Annotated in this window: 12 protein-coding genes; 5 read left to right on the top strand and 7 right to left on the bottom strand. The window is 69.5% G+C overall.

The features are described 5' to 3' along the window. Positions 1-55 precede the first annotated feature (55 nt). The 7 genes from O3Q52_RS06960 to O3Q52_RS06930 form a co-directional block, all read right to left on the bottom strand. A complete protein-coding gene (locus O3Q52_RS06960; RefSeq protein WP_269647907.1) occupies positions 56-1,105 on the bottom strand; it encodes a BMP family protein in 1,050 nt (349 codons plus the stop codon). Between the two features lie 305 nt (positions 1,106-1,410). After that, positions 1,411-2,466 (bottom strand): BMP family protein, encoded by a 1,056-nt coding sequence (locus O3Q52_RS06955; RefSeq protein ID WP_266755644.1) that lies wholly within the window; start codon positions 2,464-2,466, stop codon positions 1,411-1,413. A 302-nt stretch (positions 2,467-2,768) separates the two neighbouring features. Then, a complete protein-coding gene (locus tag O3Q52_RS06950; RefSeq protein WP_269647906.1) occupies positions 2,769-4,037 on the bottom strand; it encodes an amidohydrolase in 1,269 nt (422 codons plus the stop codon). Positions 4,038-4,935: 898 nt separating this feature from the next. Then, positions 4,936-6,174, bottom strand: coding sequence for a hypothetical protein (locus tag O3Q52_RS06945; protein WP_269647905.1), 1,239 nt, complete (start codon positions 6,172-6,174; stop codon positions 4,936-4,938). Between the two features lie 51 nt (positions 6,175-6,225). Further along, complete coding sequence (locus O3Q52_RS06940; RefSeq protein WP_190229603.1) at positions 6,226-7,164, bottom strand: N-acetylneuraminate synthase family protein; 939 nt, start codon at positions 7,162-7,164, stop codon at positions 6,226-6,228. 14 nt (positions 7,165-7,178) lie between these two features. Continuing rightward, the gene (locus O3Q52_RS06935; RefSeq protein WP_269647904.1) at positions 7,179-8,492 is read right to left on the bottom strand and encodes an N-acylneuraminate cytidylyltransferase; all 1,314 of its coding nucleotides are present in this window, start codon (positions 8,490-8,492) and stop codon (positions 7,179-7,181) included. Between the two features lie 62 nt (positions 8,493-8,554). After that, positions 8,555-9,946 (bottom strand): DUF6716 putative glycosyltransferase, encoded by a 1,392-nt coding sequence (locus O3Q52_RS06930; protein ID WP_269647903.1) that lies wholly within the window; start codon positions 9,944-9,946, stop codon positions 8,555-8,557. Positions 9,947-10,144: 198 nt separating this feature from the next. Here O3Q52_RS06930 and O3Q52_RS06925 point away from each other — a divergent pair, with 198 nt between their 5' ends. The 5 genes from O3Q52_RS06925 to O3Q52_RS06905 all read left to right on the top strand — a co-directional run bounded on the left by O3Q52_RS06925 (position 10,145) and on the right by O3Q52_RS06905 (position 15,964). After that, a complete protein-coding gene (locus O3Q52_RS06925) occupies positions 10,145-11,122 on the top strand; it encodes a glycosyltransferase family 2 protein (RefSeq protein ID WP_266755655.1) in 978 nt (325 codons plus the stop codon). Continuing rightward, positions 11,119-12,453 carry an alpha-2,8-polysialyltransferase family protein gene (locus tag O3Q52_RS06920; RefSeq protein ID WP_269647902.1) on the top strand — a complete coding sequence of 445 codons (1,335 nt, stop codon included), beginning with the start codon at positions 11,119-11,121 and terminating at the stop codon, positions 12,451-12,453. The genes O3Q52_RS06925 and O3Q52_RS06920 overlap by 4 nt, the downstream gene beginning before the upstream one ends. 241 nt (positions 12,454-12,694) lie before the next feature. Continuing rightward, positions 12,695-13,813 carry an acyltransferase gene (locus O3Q52_RS06915; RefSeq protein WP_269647929.1) on the top strand — a complete coding sequence of 373 codons (1,119 nt, stop codon included), beginning with the start codon at positions 12,695-12,697 and terminating at the stop codon, positions 13,811-13,813. Between the two features lie 361 nt (positions 13,814-14,174). Beyond that, entirely contained in the window at positions 14,175-14,612 is a 438-nt protein-coding gene (locus O3Q52_RS06910) for a hypothetical protein (RefSeq protein WP_269647901.1), read from the top strand. A gap of 440 nt (positions 14,613-15,052) precedes the next feature. Further along, positions 15,053-15,964, top strand: coding sequence for a class I SAM-dependent methyltransferase (locus tag O3Q52_RS06905; RefSeq protein ID WP_269647900.1), 912 nt, complete (start codon positions 15,053-15,055; stop codon positions 15,962-15,964). Positions 15,965-16,074 lie beyond the last annotated feature (110 nt).

Here is a 16,074-nt window from a genome sequence, read left to right as displayed (position 1 = left end):
GAAGATCGGTATCCGAACTTCCCCGGAGTGCCTAGCTGCTCCTGAGGTACTGCTGTCAGCTGGACTTGACCTTGATCTCGCCGCCGATGATCTTCTCCTTGGCCGCCTGAACGGCTTCCTGGATCGCGGTGTCGCTCTTGAACTTCGGGTTGGAGTCCGCGAGGCCGACCTCACCGGACTTCAAGTCGCCCCTGACGATACCGGTCTCGGGCTTGCCGTCCTCGACCGACTTCGCGAGGTTGTACACCGCCTTGGCGACGTCCTTCGTCGCGGAGGTGAGGATGGCGTCCTTGTACTTGCTCAGAGCTTCCTGCTTGTACTGGTCGGAGTCGACACCGATCGCCCACACCTTGTTGGCGGAGGCGGCCTCGATGACACCCTGGCCCGACAGGCCGGCCGCCGCGTAGACGACGTCGGCCTTCTTCTCGATCTGGCCCTCGGCGGCCGTCTTGCCCTTGTCGGGGCTGGAGAAGCCGCCCTCCTCGGCGGTCTGCGTCAGGTACTGCGAGAGGACCTTCACGCCGGGCTTGGTGTCCTTGACGCCCTGCGCGAAGCCCGCCCCGAACTTGTGGATCAGCGGGATGTCCACACCGCCCACGAAGCCGACGGTGTTGGTCTTGGTGGCCTTGGCGGCCGCTACACCGGCGAGGTACGAGGCCTCCTGCTCGGAGAAGACCAGGTCCGCGACGTTGTCCGCCTCGATGGTGGAGTCGTCGACGATGCCGAAGGTGGTGTCGGGGTACTTCTCGGCAGCCGCCTTGACGGCCGGCGCGTAGGCGTAGCCGATGCCGATGACCGGGTTGTGGCCCTGCTTGGCCAGCGAGACGAGGCGCTGCTCCTTGTCGGCGTCCGTCTCACCGTCGGTGGGCTCGATGTCGGCGGTCTCGTAGCCGAACTCGCTCTTCGCCTTCTTCAGGCCCTCGTACGCGGCGTCGTTGAAGGACTGGTCGCCCCTGCCGCCGACGTCGTACGCGATGGCGAGGCCCTTGTCGCCCTTCGACTCCGACGAACCGGAGGAGGTCGACGTACCGCCACAGGCGGAGAGGACGAGGGCGAAAGAGGCGGCCGCTGCGCCTGCGAGCGCGATGCGGGGAACCCGGCGCATGTGTTGTGCTCCTGTCGTACAAGCTTGTACAAGCGCCGGGCGGAACACCTTCGGCGCTGGCTTCGCCGCAGATTAACGCGCGTAGACCCGCGAGAGAACCCCCTCTGTCCACCTTGTTATGCGGCTGTGCCCGAGGGCTCCCGCGGACCGGCTGCGGGCTTGCCGACCGCAAAGGTCCGTCCATGGCGGATGACCTGCGAGGGGAACGCCAGAGCGGGCGGGCATCGAGGATGCCCGCCCGCTCTGCGTGAATTCGACTGCTTCGCCCGTTCGGGCGGTGACGGGCCCGGGGCCCGCCCTTAGGACTACTCGGTCTTCACCTTGATGGTGCCGTCGATGATGCTCGCCTTGGCCTTGGCCACCGCGTCGGTGAGACCGGCGATCTCGCCCATCTTCGGGTTGCTGTCGGCGAGGCCGACGCCGTTCACCTTCAGGTCGAAGGTCTGGACACCGGTGAGCGGCTTGCCGTCCTCGACCGACTTGGCGAGGGAGTACACCGCGCCGCCGACGTCCTTGAGCGCCGAGGTCAGGATGTAGTCCTTGTACGCGGCCAGCGCCTCCTGCTTGTACTGGTCGGAGTCGACACCGATCGCCCAGACCTTCTTCTTGGCCGCGGCCTCGATGACACCCTGGCCGGACAGGCCCGCGGCCTGGTAGATGACGTCCGCGTTCTTCTCCAACTGGCCCTCGGCGGCGGCCTTGCCCTTGTCGGGGCTGGAGAAGCCGCCCTCTTCGGCGGTCTGCGTCAGGTACTGCGAGAGGACCTTCACGCTGGGCTTGGTGTCCTTGACGCCCTGCGTGTAGCCGGCCTCGAACTTGTGGATCAGCGGGATGTCCACGCCGCCGACGAAGCCGACGGTGTTGGTCTTGGTGGCCTTGGCGGCCGCGACACCGGCGAGGTACGAGGCCTCCTGCTCGGCGAAGACGAGCGACGCGACGTTGTCGCCCTCGACCACGGAGTCCACGATGCCGAAGCTGGTCTTCGGGTACTTCTTGGCGGCGGCCTCCAGCGCGGGGCCGTACGCGAAGCCGACACCGACGACCGGGTTGTAGCCCTGCTTGGCCAGCGAGACGAGGCGCTGTTCCTTGTCGGCGTCCGTCTCACCGTCGGTGGGCTCGATGTCGGCGGTCTGGTAGCCGAACTCCTTCTTCGCCTTCTCCAGACCGGCGTACGCGGCGTCGTTGAAGGACTGGTCGCCCTTGCCGCCGACGTCGTACGCGATGGCAAGGCCCTTGCCGCCCTTGCTCTCGCTGCTGTCACTACTGCTGCTGTCGCTGCTGGTGCCGCCACAGGCGGTCGCCGCCAGTGCCAGCGACGCGACCCCCACCGCGACGCGGGTCAGGCTGGATATCCGACGCATCTGAAGTTCCCCATTCTCCAAGCCCCGCAGTGGGTGCTGAGTTCGGCGCACATTAACGCGCGTAGACCCTTGAGGGAACGGGGTAGCGCTTGGCCGTTATCCATTCGTGCCGATGGCCGGTTACGTCCTTGTGAACCCCGGGATCGAAAGGTGCACATCAGGACGCAGCACCCACCACGGCAGTCACGCTCCGCAACCGGCACGGTGGAGTCCGCGTGACGACACGAGTGGTTCTTGACAGTCCACCACGCTACTGCGCGGGGGTGGACGGCGCGACCGGAAGGACCGGCCGCGCCCGCCGCTCAGGCCCCGGCGTCGAGGAGGGCGGCCGCGGTGAAGAGCTCCACTCCCGCGGTGATCGCCGACTCGTCCGCGTCGAAGTCGCCCTGGTGCAGATCCCTCACGGTCCGCTCCCCCGGGGTGCGCACTCCGAGCCTGGCCATGGCCCCGGGCACGTGCTCCAGGTACCAGGAGAAGTCCTCGCCGCCGAGGCTCTGCTCGGTGTCCTCCACGGAGTGCAGCCCGCGCCGTGCGGCCATGGCGTCCCGCAGCAGGTCGGTGGTGTCCGGGTCGTTGACGACCGGCGGCACCCCTCGGATGTAGTTGATCTCCGACTTGGCCCGGTACAGGTTCGCGATCTCGTCGATGGCCGCGTGCACCAGATCGGGCGCGGCCCGCCAGGAGGCGAGATCCAGACACCGTACGGTCCCGGAGAGCTCGGCGTGCTGCGGGATGACGTTGCAGGCGTGGCCCGACTCGATCCGGCCCCAGGTCACGGCGAGGCCGGACCGTGCGTCGACCCGCCGGGCGACCAGGGCGGGCACGTCCGTGACGACGCGGGCGGCGGCGGTCACGAGGTCGGTGGTGAGGTGGGGGCGTGCGGTGTGCCCGCCGGCCCCGTCCAGCGACACCTCCAGGCGGTCGCAGGCGGAGGTGATGGGGCCGTGCCGCAGCCCGATCCGGCCCGCGTCGACCTTCGGGTCGCAGTGCACCCCGACGATCCGGCCGACGCCCTCAAGCGCCCCGCACTCGATGACGTCCGGAGCGCCGCCGGGCAGCACTTCCTCGGCGGGCTGGAAGATCAGGCGCACGGCCCGGTCGAGCAGGCCCTGCTCGTGCAGCTCGGCGAGGACGAGGCCCGCCCCGAGGACCACGGTCGTGTGGATGTCGTGGCCGCAGGCGTGGGCCCGGTCGGGCACGGTCGAGCGGTACGCGCACTCGGTCTTCGTGTCCGGGATGGGCAGGGCGTCGATGTCGGCGCGCAGGGCGAGCATCGGACGCGCGGGGTCCGGGTCGCCGATGTCACAGATGAGTCCGGTTCCGATGGCGAGCACGCGGGGGTGAAGGCCGGCCCGCTCCAGGCGCGCCTTGATGGCGGCGGTGGTGCGGAACTCCTGGTTGCCCAGCTCCGGGTGCATGTGCAGGTCGCGGCGGAAGGCTACGAGTTCTGTGCGGAGTGCCTCGGGCAGCGTGCCGGGGAGGGCGCCCGGGAGGGCGTCTGCGAGCGCACCCGGGAGCGTGCCGGGAAGCGCGGCTTCCCCGGGCTGGTCGGCCTCGGAATCTCGGGACATCAGTTGGTTCACCCTCTGAAGGGTAGGGCGACGCGACGGCCAACTGACCCACGATCAACAAAACTTCAACCCGTTCGGGAAGAAAACCTGGCCGCGTGGCGCATAGATATTGACTGAGATGGGTACACTCGCCCGGCTTTTCAGCCGTGTGGGTCCTGGGTGGCCGAATGGATCGTGCTCCAGGTCTCCTGATGGGAGAACCTCCGGGCGGCGACGCCCATTCCCGGGTCTCCGGGGAGGGGCTCTCTACGCATACCACGCATACGTGGCCGCGACCGGTTCTGTTCACCTGCCGGACGGGGCGGTCGTTGGATTGTGTGCCGACTGCAGCCCGCCGGGGGCTGATCGCGCAGTTCCCCGCGCCCTTGAAGATGCCGGTGTCGATGTCTGTTCGCCAGGTGCGGGCCGTCCTGGGTTGCTCGCGCAGTTCCCCGCGCCCCTTTCGGGGCGCTGTTGTCGCCCCACTTCCTCAAGCGCCACGGCGCGGTGGCGGATCGAACCCCCACCGGGCGGCAGTCGCGACTCCGCCGGAGGGGACGCGCCGGGATTTCCGACCGCAGCACGACCTCCGACGGGCAACTTGTGGGCGCGGGACGACACAGCTGCGGTCGGATGTCCCAGAGCGGCCCCGCCCCACGACGGCCGGCAGGCGCGCTTCTAAGGGGCGCGGGGAACTGCGCGACCAGCCCCCGGCGGGCCGCAGCCGACGAACGACAGGTCGGCCCACCCCCTAGGGGCGCGGGGAACTGCGCGACAAGCCACAGCCGGCCCGCACCCGACACACGACAGGTCAGCCCCCCCAGGGGCGCGGGGAACTGCGCGACAAGCCACAACGAACCCGCACCCACACCCACACCCACACCCACACCCACACCCGTGTGGAACCCCGTCGAGACCGTCAGGTCGCTGTCGTGACGGCTGAGAGCCGGTGGACGTCCCGGGCCGTGCCGGTGACGCCCGAGAGGAAACCCTGGGCCCGGGGAGAGGCACTCTCCGTGAGCCAGGCGGGATCGATGTCGCACACGGCGACCCTGACCTCCGTACCGACGAGCGCGAGCGGCAACGTGTGCACCACGGTCGACGGAAAGCTCAGGATCGTACGGCCGATGGGACCGCGGCGGGCGATCAGTTCGAGCGGGAGGTCCGGGCGGACGATCTCCAGACCGGTCTCGACGGCCAGCCGGTGCAGCTTGTCCGGGCTCTCCCGCCGGTGGGCGAAGTACCGGGTCGCGCCGTACGTCGTGGCGAGGCCCTGCACCGCCTCCAGGTAGCGGTCGGGGTCCACCACTCCCGTCTCCACCAGGGACGTCCCGACCAAATCGGCGCCCTTCGTGAGCCGGGGCGGGCCGAACCGGGACCGGGTCCAGGAGAAGTCGTTGGCGGTGATGGTGACACCCTCGGGCGTCTCGGTGATCGGCATGGAGGAGAAGACCTCCACCCGCCGTCCGTTCCCCGGCGTGAGCCGCCGGCGGGCCCGGGCCGAGACAGGTGCGAAGACCAGGTCCCGGGCCCCGGGACGACCACCGCGCCGGTGCCAGCGCACCAGCCGTTCACCCCGCGCGAGCTGGGAGACGAACTCCATCGTCGCGGTCCCGTCGTCGACGACGACGAGATCACTGGCCCGGGTGATGCTGAGCAGCAGTTGTACGTAGCGGGAGAAGGGGTCGCCCATCACGATCCGCTCGGCGCGCCGCAGGAGTGGGGCGAGCCCGCCGACCGTGTGGAAGGGGGCCAGCGCCCCGCCCCGCGCCTCCTCCCAACGCACCTCGTACCCCTCGTCGCGGGCCAGCTCGGCCATGCGCCGGAGCTGGCCGCGGGTCATCGGGTCGGTCGGCGAGAGGACGACGAGGATGAGCCCCGCCCCGGCCCCGTCGGGCCTGCTGACCCCACGGGTGCCGCCGCTCTTGCCGGCGCCACCCGGCCGGCCCGACCGGCCGAACCTGCCGGTCCCGCCGGGCCTGCCGGCTCCCAGTTCCGGACCCGGGGGTCCGGAGGGCTCGCCCGTGATCCTGAGGGCAGCCGCCCTCAGGGCATGCGCATGCGCCCACTCCAGGACGTTCAGGAGCTGCACCGGGCTCTCCACGAAAGCCAGGGTGGCGGGTGACTGGGGGCCGGTGGACCCGGCACGGGGACTCATCGACGTACGACCGTCGCTTTCCCTTGATCCTGATCGGGATTCGGAGGTGACTCAGACCGCGACCGGCTCGCCCGCCGCCGCCGCGATCTCGGCCTCGGCGACGACGCCCGGGACGCGGCGCAGCTTCTTCATCGGGCCGAGCTCGGACTCGTAGACCTTCTTGACGCCGTCGCCGAGGGAGGCCTCGATGGTGCGGATGTCGCGGACGAGGCGGGTCAGGCCCTGCGGCTCGACGGAGGCGGCCTGGTCGGAGCCCCACATGGCGCGGTCGAGGGTGATGTGACGCTCGACGAAGGTGGCGCCCAGGGCGACCGCGGCGAGGGTGGTCTGCAGGCCCGTCTCGTGGCCGGAGTAGCCGATCGGGACGTTCGGGAACTCGGCCTGGAGGGTGTTGATGACGCGGAGGTTGAGCTCCTCGGCCTGCGCCGGGTAGGTCGACGTGGCGTGGCACATCAGGATGTTGTCGCTGCCGAGGACCTCGACCGCGTGGCGGATCTGCTTCGGCGTCGACATGCCGGTGGAGAGGATGACCGTGCGGTTGGTGGCGCGCAGGGCGCGGAGCAGCTCGTCGTCCGTGAGGGAGGCGGAGGCGACCTTGTGGGCCGGGACGTCGAACTTCTCCAGGAAGGCGACGGCCTCGGTGTCCCACGGGGAGGCGAACCAGGCGATGTTCTTCGACTTGGAGTACTCGTCGATCTGGCGGTACTCGTCCTCGCCGAACTCCACGCGGTGGCGGTAGTCGATGTAGGTCATGCGGCCCCAGGGGGTGTCGCGCTCGATGTCCCACTGGTCGCGCGGGGTGCAGATCTCCGGGGTGCGCTTCTGGAACTTCACGGCGTCGCAGCCGGCCTCGGCGGCGGCGTCGATCAGCTTGAAGGCGTTCTCGAGGTCGCCGTTGTGGTTGATGCCGATCTCGCCGACGACGTAGACGGGGTGACCCGGGCCGGCGGTCTTCGAACCGAACTGGCGCAGACGGGAGTTGGTGCTCATGGTGGAGAAGTTCCTTACCTGTCGAGGGAGTCGAGAGAAGGGCCGAGGATCCAGCTGGCGATCTCTCGGATCGCGCCGTCGCCGCCGGGAACGGTGGTGACCGCGCGTGCGGCGCCGCGTACGACGTCGTGGGCGCTCGCGACCGCCACGGGCCAGCCCACGAGGGCGAAGCACGGGAGGTCGTTGACGTCGTTGCCGACGTAGAGCACGCGCTCAGGCGCGATGCCCTGCTCCTCGCACCACTGCTTCAGTGCGAGGTCTTTCCGGTCGATGCCGTGGAGCACCGGGATCTGCAGCTTCCGGGCTCGGGCGGCGACGACCGGGTTCTTCTCCGAGGACAGGATCAGCATCGTGAGGCCGCTCTTGCGGAGGGCCGCGATGCCGAGTCCGTCTCCGCGGTGCACGGAGACCAACTCCCGTCCTTCGGAGTCGATCAGCACCCTGTCGTCCGTCTGGGTGCCGTCGAAGTCGAGGACGACCGCGTCGATGTCATCTGCGGTCGGGAGGGTGCCGGGCCGGTTCGCGTCGAAGAGCGGCGCGAGGGCCCGGGCACGGGCGAGGTCGTGCGGGTCGTCGATCTCCAGGACCCGGGCGGGGTCGGTGCGGACGAGTTCCGTACGGCCGAAGAAGCGGTGCTTGTGCTCGCGCAGCCCCGCCGCGTTCATGGCGTAGGCGGCGCCGGTCTCCAGGAGGTCCTGGGGGCGGTCCTGGCGGCGCGGGCGGAAGGACTTGTCGTGGTTGACGCCGTAACCGCCGTCCGTGGCCGTGGTGTTGGCGACGGTCGTGCCGCCGCCGACGGCCCGGGTGCGCTCGGTGTCGACGGCGGTCGGGTCGTCGTCCGCGTCCCGCCAGATGAAGCCGTGGAAGGGCGCCACGGTCAGCGCGGTGTCCGCGCCGTTCTCGACGACCGCGCCGGCGACCCCGTCGATGTCCTCGCGGATGATGAACGGGCTGGTGCACTGCACGAGGAGTACGGCGTCGACGACGGAGCCGTGCAGCGCCTCGTGGGCGTCCATGGCGTGCAGGACGGCGGCCTCGGAGGTGGCGGTGTCGCCGGCGATGGCGGCGGGGCGCAGCACGACCTCCGCGCCTGCCTCGCGGGCGGCGGCGGCGATCGCCTGGTCGTCGGTGGAGACCACGACGTCCGTCACGAGCCGGGCCGCGACACACTCGCGCACCGCACGGGCCACCAGGGGTACGCCGCCGACGGGGAGGAGGTTCTTGGCGGGGACGCCCTTGGAGCCGCCCCGCGCGGGGATCACCGCGAGCACCCGGCGCACCGGCTTCGCCCGGCCCGCTGTCGCCTGGCCCGCTTGCGAGTTGGTCATTGGCTGTACTCCTTGAGGAGGGTTCTGGACGCCCGCGGCTCGCGGATCCGTCGGGTGGGCGGTCACAGCTCGCCCATGCGCCGGATGACGGGCGCCACGCGCTGCACGCCGTGCCGGTAGGCGCCGCGCGCCGCCCGGCGCACGATCTGCCGGACCGGGCCCGGTTCCTTGTCGGCGTCGGGGGCGCGGGGCAGCGGGCTGCCGTCCGGGCCGAGGTGGTGGCGGGCGAGGATGCCGGGCAGATAGCCGGGCGCGGTGGCGGGGGTGTAGTAGGGGGCGAGGGCGGTCAGTCCGCCCTGGCCGAGCAGCTTCGCGATGCGCTCGCGGGCCGTGTCGAAGGCCGTCTCGTACGAGCCTCCCCCAGACTCCGTCCGGGAGGTGCCCCCAGCGGCCACTCCCTGTCGGGCCACCCACTGTTCGTCGGGCGACGGCTCGTGCCCGGCGTCGAGTTCGTCCCAGGAGGCGAGGCACCCGGAGCCCACGAAGTGGTGGTTGCCGAGCGACTCGCGCACACCGAGGTCGGTGAGGACGACGGTGGGGATCCGGCGGTGCAGGGACTCCAGGGCCGCCGTGGAGCTGATGGTGACCAGCAGGTCCGTACGGTCGAGGACCTCGCCCATGTGCCCGTACACGAGGCGGAAGTTGGCGGGCAGGCCGCCCGGGATCCGCTCCGCGAGGCGCTGGTAGGGCTGCTCCTCGATGTGCGTGGTGTGCTCGCCCGGCTTGGACCGCAGCTTCAGCAGGACCTCGCGGTCCGGGTGCAGCCGGGCGTGCTTCACCAGCCGGTTCAGCAGGTACGTACGGTCCTTGCGGCTCTCCGGGACGGAGGGCTGCGCGGCGAAGACGACCGTGTACGGGTCGTGCTTCTCGTAGGCGGCGCCGCCGAGGAAGGGCAGCGCGACCTCGGTCACCGAGGAGGCGTCGGCGCCCACTCCCTCGTACACGGCGGTGAAACGCTCCGCGTCCTGGCGGGAGTTGGCGAGGACCAGGTCCGCGCCGTGCCGCAGCAGCAGACCGTCGGCGAGCTTCTCGTAGACGACCCCGACATAGCCCGTGACGACGACGGGCCGCTTCACGCGCCCCGGTCCGAAGCGCTCCCGCCACTGGTACGAGAGTCCGTGCAGCATCGCCTGGACGGCCCCGCCGACGAGCGAGAGCACGACGAGGTCGTACGCGGGCGCCCCTTCTTCAGTCCCCTCGGCCCCCTCGGAGGCGCGGGCCATCTCCCGCAGGAACTCCACGGCGGTGACCTCCCGGAGGGAGTCCGCGCGCACGCCGACCTCTTCGAGCTGTCGGGCGGTGGGGGTCGCACGGCCGCGCAGGAGGTAGCCGTCGAGCCTGATGTCCGAATCGGCCGGTGCGATGCGGTTCGCGGTGAGCGAGCCCCATTTCCACCGGGTGTCGGAATCGGCGAGGACGGCGACTCGCAGGGACTTCGAGGTACTTGCTGGCACGTCCAAGACGCTAGGAAGCGATTCCGATGCGCGGCCCAACCAGAATGCAACAAAGGGTTAACAGCACAGAGCCGAATGGCGAATCGGCCTCGGATCGGCAGCAGAAAAGACCTGATTCACCAATCCGCCACGCGTCGTTCACCTTGCATCTCACCGGCGGTCAAGACGAATGCCGGGCCGCCGCCTAACGTCACTCGGGTGGTCAAGCTCTCCGTCATCGTGCCGTTCTACAACGTGCAGCAATACGCACCCGACACCCTGAGGAGTCTGCGTGCGAACGCACGCGAGGACTTCGAATTCATTCTCGTCGACGACTGTTCACGCGACGAGACCCCGGACATTCTCGCGCGCGCGGAGCGCGAGCTCCCGGGCGCGGTGCATGTCAGACACGAACAGAACGGAGGGCTGGCCACCGCGCGCAACACAGGTATCGACGCGGCGAGCGGCGAATATCTCACGTTCCTCGACGGGGACGACTGGCTGGCCCCCGGCTACTACGAGCAACTCCTGGCCGCCATAGAGGACTTGGGGTGCGACTTCGTCCGTACCGACCATGTCCAGTGCACCGCGCGGGCCCGCGCCATCCACCGGGTTCCGCACGGCAGGCGCGGTGTCGTGCTGAACCCGCGCGAGGCGATCCTGCCCGCCGACCGGTCCACCTCCGTCGACTACGCGTACGCGTGGGCGGGCATCTACCACCGCCGGCTGGTCGACCGGGGCCTGCTGCACTTCACCGACGGGCTGCGCACGGCCGAGGACCGGCCGTGGATCTGGAAGCTCCACCGGGAGGCCGAGTCGTTCGCCACGGTGGGGCTGCTCGGTGTGTTCTACCGGCGTGGTGTCGCGTCCTCGCTGACCCAGATCGGTGATGTGCGCCAACTCGATTTCATTCGCGCGTTCGACCAGGTCGTCGTGGAAACCGCGCAGGACCCGGACGCGGACAAACTGCTTCCCAAGGCCGTGCGCACATATTGCGCGATTATTTCCCATCATCTGGGATCCATCGAAAGGTTCGAGCCACAGGTGGCACGGAAACTGAAGTCGATGAGCGCCGCGGCATTGCGCCGTATGCCGCAGAACGTCCTCGACGAGGCCCTCGACTCCATGGACATCCAGCGCGCCACCCGGCTGCGCAGGCTGCGCCGCCGCCCGGCCGCCGCGGGGGTCGCCGCGTGACCACGCAGATCTTCCTGGCGTCGACGCTGTACGGCACGGCCACGCTCGCCGCCGCCCTCGACTCCGACTGTTTCGCGCCCGCGGACCGCCGCATCCTGCTCGTCTGCAACAACACGGCGACGCCCGAGACGACGCCCGGTGTGGACGAGATGCCCGGGTTCGAGCGGCTGCGCGAGCGGTTCGACGACGTGGTGTCGTGGAACGAGACCATCTCCCCCTTCCACCCGGGCGGCTGGGCCCCCCGGCTCGACGACGTCCCGATCTGGGAGCGGCACCTGCGGCTCGCGTGGGGGCTGGGCGACGACCCCGTGGAGCTCGCGGTCGAGTCGATCCAGGTCAATCCGGCTCTCGGCGTCACGCAGATCTTCACCGGCGCGCCCGTCACCGTGTACGCCGACGGCCTGATGAGCTACGGCCCCACCCGCAACAAGATCGACCCGCTGGTCGGCACCCGCGTGGACCGGCTGCTCCACCTCGACCTGGTTCCGGGGCTCCAGCCGCTCCTGCTCACCGAGTTCGGTGTGGAGTCGGAGATCGTGCCGACGGACGCCTTCGTGAAGGTGCTCGCCGAACTGGTCGACACGGGCGACTCGTTGCCGGTGGTCGACGAACCGGCCCTGCTCCTCGGCCAGTACCTCTCCGCGCTCGGCATCCTCACGCCCGAGCAGGAGGAGGACCTCCACGTCCGGATGCTGAAGGGCGCCGTCGAACTCGGCCACACCCGCGTGGTGTTCAAGCCGCACCCCTCCGCGCCGGCCCGCTGGACCCGTGGCCTGGAGAAGGAGGCCGAGAAGCTGGGCGCCGATCTGACGGTGCTCGACACCCCGGTCCTCGCCGAGGTCCTCTACCAGCGGATGCGTCCCGCCCTGGTGGTCGGCTGCTTCTCCACGGCACTGCTCACGGCCTACGCGCTGTACGGCCTGCCGGTCGCCCGCGTCGGCACCGCCACCCTGCTCGACCGGCTGACGCCGTACGAGAACAGCAACCGCGTTCCGGTGACGGTCGTCGACGCGCTGCTGCCGGACCTGACCGACCGCAAGGCGGTCACCGAGCAGCGCCGGGGCACGGACGAGCAGGGTCTGACCGACCTCGTGCGGGCCGTCGGCTACGCGATGCAGCCGAAGATCTACCCGGACCTGCGCCCGGCCGCCGAGGCCTATCTGACGAAGCATCTGAACACCCACACCTGGCGGTACTTCAAGCGCAAGCGCCTCACCTCACTGGCGCTGCCCGGCGCGGTCCCGGCGCAGTTGGCGTTCCTTCCGCGCAACGCGACCGTGCGCCGGGTGGCCCGCCGTGCCCGCTCTCTGAAGAAGGCAGTGGGCCGCTGAGTTCCTGCGGGAATTGAGAACAAACAGACGGTGAATTATTGGGGTCCGGTCAGGGAATGATCAGTTCTTCAACCGGGCCCCACCTGTGAGTCGGACTAGTGTGCTGTGAATTAGCTGAGGCCCTCGGAGGCCCCGGGTCACGGAATCCACGGCCCGCAGTGCGCACGACTTCACAGAACGGCCGTTGAGGGGACCCGTGACCGACTTTCCCGAGGACACACGTACGACGTCCGTGGGCACGGTGGTCCGTGCCGTCCTCCCCGCGGCCGACAGGCCCAGCCCCCCGCAACCGAAGAAGCCTCGGGAGAACCGGCTGCGGGCCCTGGACGGGCTGCGGCTGATCGCCGCGCTGATGGTGGCGGCGTACCACTACGGCGGTCGTGGCGGCGAGGTCACGCAGGCCTGGGGGACCTCCGCAAAGGCCCAGTTCCCGACGCTGCACTCGTGGTTCGCGTACGGCTGTCTGGGTGTGCAGGTCTTCTTCGTCATCAGCGGCTTCGTGATCTGCATGAGCGGCTGGGGAAGGCCGCTGCGCTCGTTCTTCGCCTCCCGGGCGTCCCGGCTGCTGCCGTCCTACTGGGCGGCGATCGTCATCGTGACGGTGGTGTTCGCGCTGCCCGTGGTGGCGTACAAGACGGTCTCGCCGAGCGACACGCTGGTGAACCTGACCATGATGCAGCAGCCGCTCGGCGCGGACCGGGTGCTCGGGGTCTGCTGGACGCTCTGGGCGGAGGTCCGCTTCTACGCGCTGTTCGCGCTGTGCGTCGTGCTGCCGGGCGCCACCCGGCGGCGCGTGATCATGTTCTGCGCCGGCTGGACGCTGGCCGCCGTGCTCGCCCAGGCGGCGAACGAGCCGCTGCTCAACCTGGTCCTGATGCCCGAGTACGCGCCGTTCTTCATCGGCGGCATCGGCCTCTACCTGGTCCACCGCGACCGGCACGACGCGTACGCCTGGGGCATAGTGATCGTGAGCTGGCTGATCGGCCAGAACCAGGCGGTGCGCGGGCTGTGGCACGCACCGAACCCGGACTTCTTCTCCTACCGCACGTCGTTCGGAATCGTCCTCGTCGTCACGTTCGGCTTCGTCGCCGTCGCCGCCATCGCCCTGGGCTGGCTGAACTGGGCGAACTGGCGCTGGCTGACGGTCGCGGGCGCCCTCACGTATCCCTTCTACCTGGTGCACGAGCACCTGGGCTGGGTGGTCATCGAGGCGTACCACCAGAAGCTGGGCATCCCGGCGTACGCGACCCTGCCCCTGACGGTTCTGACGATGCTCACCCTGGCCTGGCTCCTCAACCGGTTCGTCGAGGACCCGCTGACACCACGCATGCGCTCCCTGCTGAACAAACCGAAACGCTAGCCACTGCTCCGGTCAATTCCCCGAGGGCCGCCGCCGGGTCGTTCCAACCGGGCGGCAGCGGCTGAGAGAAGCCCCCGGCGGCTACGGGTTGCCCGCCGAGGTCCCAGACGTCCGGCTGCGGGACGCAGCCGAGGACAGCAGCGAAATCCACAAGACTATTCGCCGTTTCCCTCCCGGCCGGTGAAGCAGTCGAAAAGAAACGGAAAGTGACGTGGAGTCGAAATCCGCCACCATGCTTCGCGCACGGAGGAAATCGACCGACTTTTGAAGGGCGGCCGAAAACGCGCTTGCATGATTTTCCTGGGCCTCCATAGCGTTCGATCCGAAAGAGTCAGCACAGCCGAATCGAAATGGAGAGAACGTGAAGTATCGATTCCGTTTGTCGGCAGCTGCCGCCGCCGTGTCCCTTGCGGCATGCGGCGCAATCGCGGTGTCCGCCTCGCCCGCGGCCTCGTCCACAGCCTCGACCTCGTCCACAGCCGCAGCAGCTGCCACCTGTTTCGGCTACACGGGCAGCCTGAACGGATATGGCGCGGACCTCGTCGACTGGCAGTACGGGCCGGACGAATGCTTCGGTGTGGCGCCGTCAGGATCCATATGGCACACCTGGTCGGGTGCCGGCAGCTGGAAAGAGATGCCGGGCAACGGCAGAGCCCTCCGCTTCGTCGACTATTTCGAGAATTCCGCGGGCAAGGCCGTGAAGGTCGTGACAGAGACCGGAAACTACTACTGCAACTACGACGACTACGCGACCAACACATGGGGTGGTTGGTACGGCACGACCACCAACGGCTGCTGAGTCGGAATCAAGTCGGTTCCCGGATGGTGTACCAACCGTCCGGGAACCCTCTGGCTCCCCTGGCCTGGCTCCTCAACCGGCTCGTCGAGGACCGGCCGGCGTGGGACCAGGAGAGCGAATTCGGCTCTTCGGTTAACTCGTGGCGACGGTTGTGAGAACTGTGGCTCTGTCAGGCACGGTTGAGCTGTGAATCGAACCCGGTGTGCTGTGTGCTGGTGAGGCAGAAAGCGTGCGGCCGTGTTCGGGCGTGTGCGGCCTCGGCTCCTCAACCATGTCATGGGGAATCCGAGTAGTACTGCCATTGCCCGACGGGGGGAAGCGGGCGTAGCCGCGGTGCGTGGGGCGTTGACTCCCCGGCACATCGGATGCGGTCCGGCCACCGGGTGATGCCCAGGGTCATCCATACCTTCCCTTCCGATATCTGTGGGGGTCACAGAGCCATGCGAACGTTGCTCACCACCAGGGTCGCCCGGCGCGCCCTGCGTCCGATCGCCGACCTCATCGATCAGCGCATCGATCGGCAGATTCGACGCTCCGTCGGTGGCGGTTCCGACAGCACACTGCACGAGCTGGCGACACTGAGGAACCGCCAGCGCCCCCTGGAACTGCTGCTCGACGGGACTGGGCGTGGCGTGTCCAGGCTCCCGGCGGAGGTCCATCTCAACCGCGCGATAGCCGAGTTGGCGTCGGTGACCGGGGACAAGGACGGCGCCGAGCGCAACATCGCCCAGTCGTTCCGACTGCTCATCGCTCTGGAGTCGCTCGGGGTCGGCCGCATAGCGGGCGGCACCATGAACATCTGCGGCAAGCTCTCCGCCGTGCCCCTGCTGGATCCGCCGAACGACGAGATCCTGGAGATCGGCACCCTGTACGGGATGTTCGGCGCGGCTCTGATCCGGATGATGGAGCGCGCGGGGCGCGACCCGCGTCTGACGATCGTCGACCCGCTGGCGGGGCTGCAGCTGCAGCCCGGCACGACCGAGGGAGCCGATCCGACGGGTGTCCCCGTGCGCGGGGCCGCCGTGCGCACCAACCTGGACCTGGTCGGCTCGGCCGGGGCCGCGGCCCGTGTCCAGCAGGGCTTCTCCGAGGACCCCGAGGTGCGCGCCAAGGTCTCCGACCGCAGCTACGGAGTGATCATCGTCGACGGCGACCACTCCGCCGCGGGAGTCAAGGCGGATCTGGAATGGGCTGAGCAGATCGCCGCGCCCGGCGGCATCGTGGTCCTCGACGACTTCGGGCACGCCAAGTGGCCCGGGATCAAGGAGGCCTTCGAGAAGCACATGGCCACGGACACCCGGCTGAGCTTCCTCGGCCAGGTGGCGAACTCGGGCTATCTGCGCGCGGCCTGAGGGCAGCGGCCGTGCGCCCCGGCGTGGCCCTGAGCGCCTGGACACCCAAGGGTGACGAGCCGGCGTTCGCCGCTGTGTGACGGTCGTGGGCCCGGCGGGGCGAGCGGAGC

The organism is Streptomyces sp. ActVer (assembly GCF_027270795.1).
In the GTDB taxonomy this organism is placed as follows: Bacteria; Actinomycetota; Actinomycetes; order Streptomycetales; family Streptomycetaceae; genus Streptomyces; species Streptomyces umbrinus_A.
The sequence above is the reverse complement of the archived record's forward strand: the minus strand, read 5'-3'. Positions and strand labels throughout refer to the sequence as shown.

Coding starts and splice junctions, on each gene's coding strand:
- O3Q52_RS06955 (WP_266755644.1), bottom strand. CDS start 2,466: ATGCGTCGGATATCCAGCCTGACCCGCGTCGCGGTGGGGGTCGCGTCG.
- O3Q52_RS06960 (WP_269647907.1), bottom strand. CDS start 1,105: ATGCGCCGGGTTCCCCGCATCGCGCTCGCAGGCGCAGCGGCCGCCTCT.
- O3Q52_RS06950 (WP_269647906.1), bottom strand. CDS start 4,037: ATGTCCCGAGATTCCGAGGCCGACCAGCCCGGGGAAGCCGCGCTTCCC.
- O3Q52_RS06905 (WP_269647900.1), top strand. CDS start 15,053: ATGCGAACGTTGCTCACCACCAGGGTCGCCCGGCGCGCCCTGCGTCCG.
- O3Q52_RS06935 (WP_269647904.1), bottom strand. CDS start 8,492: ATGACCAACTCGCAAGCGGGCCAGGCGACAGCGGGCCGGGCGAAGCCG.
- O3Q52_RS06945 (WP_269647905.1), bottom strand. CDS start 6,174: ATGAGTCCCCGTGCCGGGTCCACCGGCCCCCAGTCACCCGCCACCCTG.
- O3Q52_RS06940 (WP_190229603.1), bottom strand. CDS start 7,164: ATGAGCACCAACTCCCGTCTGCGCCAGTTCGGTTCGAAGACCGCCGGC.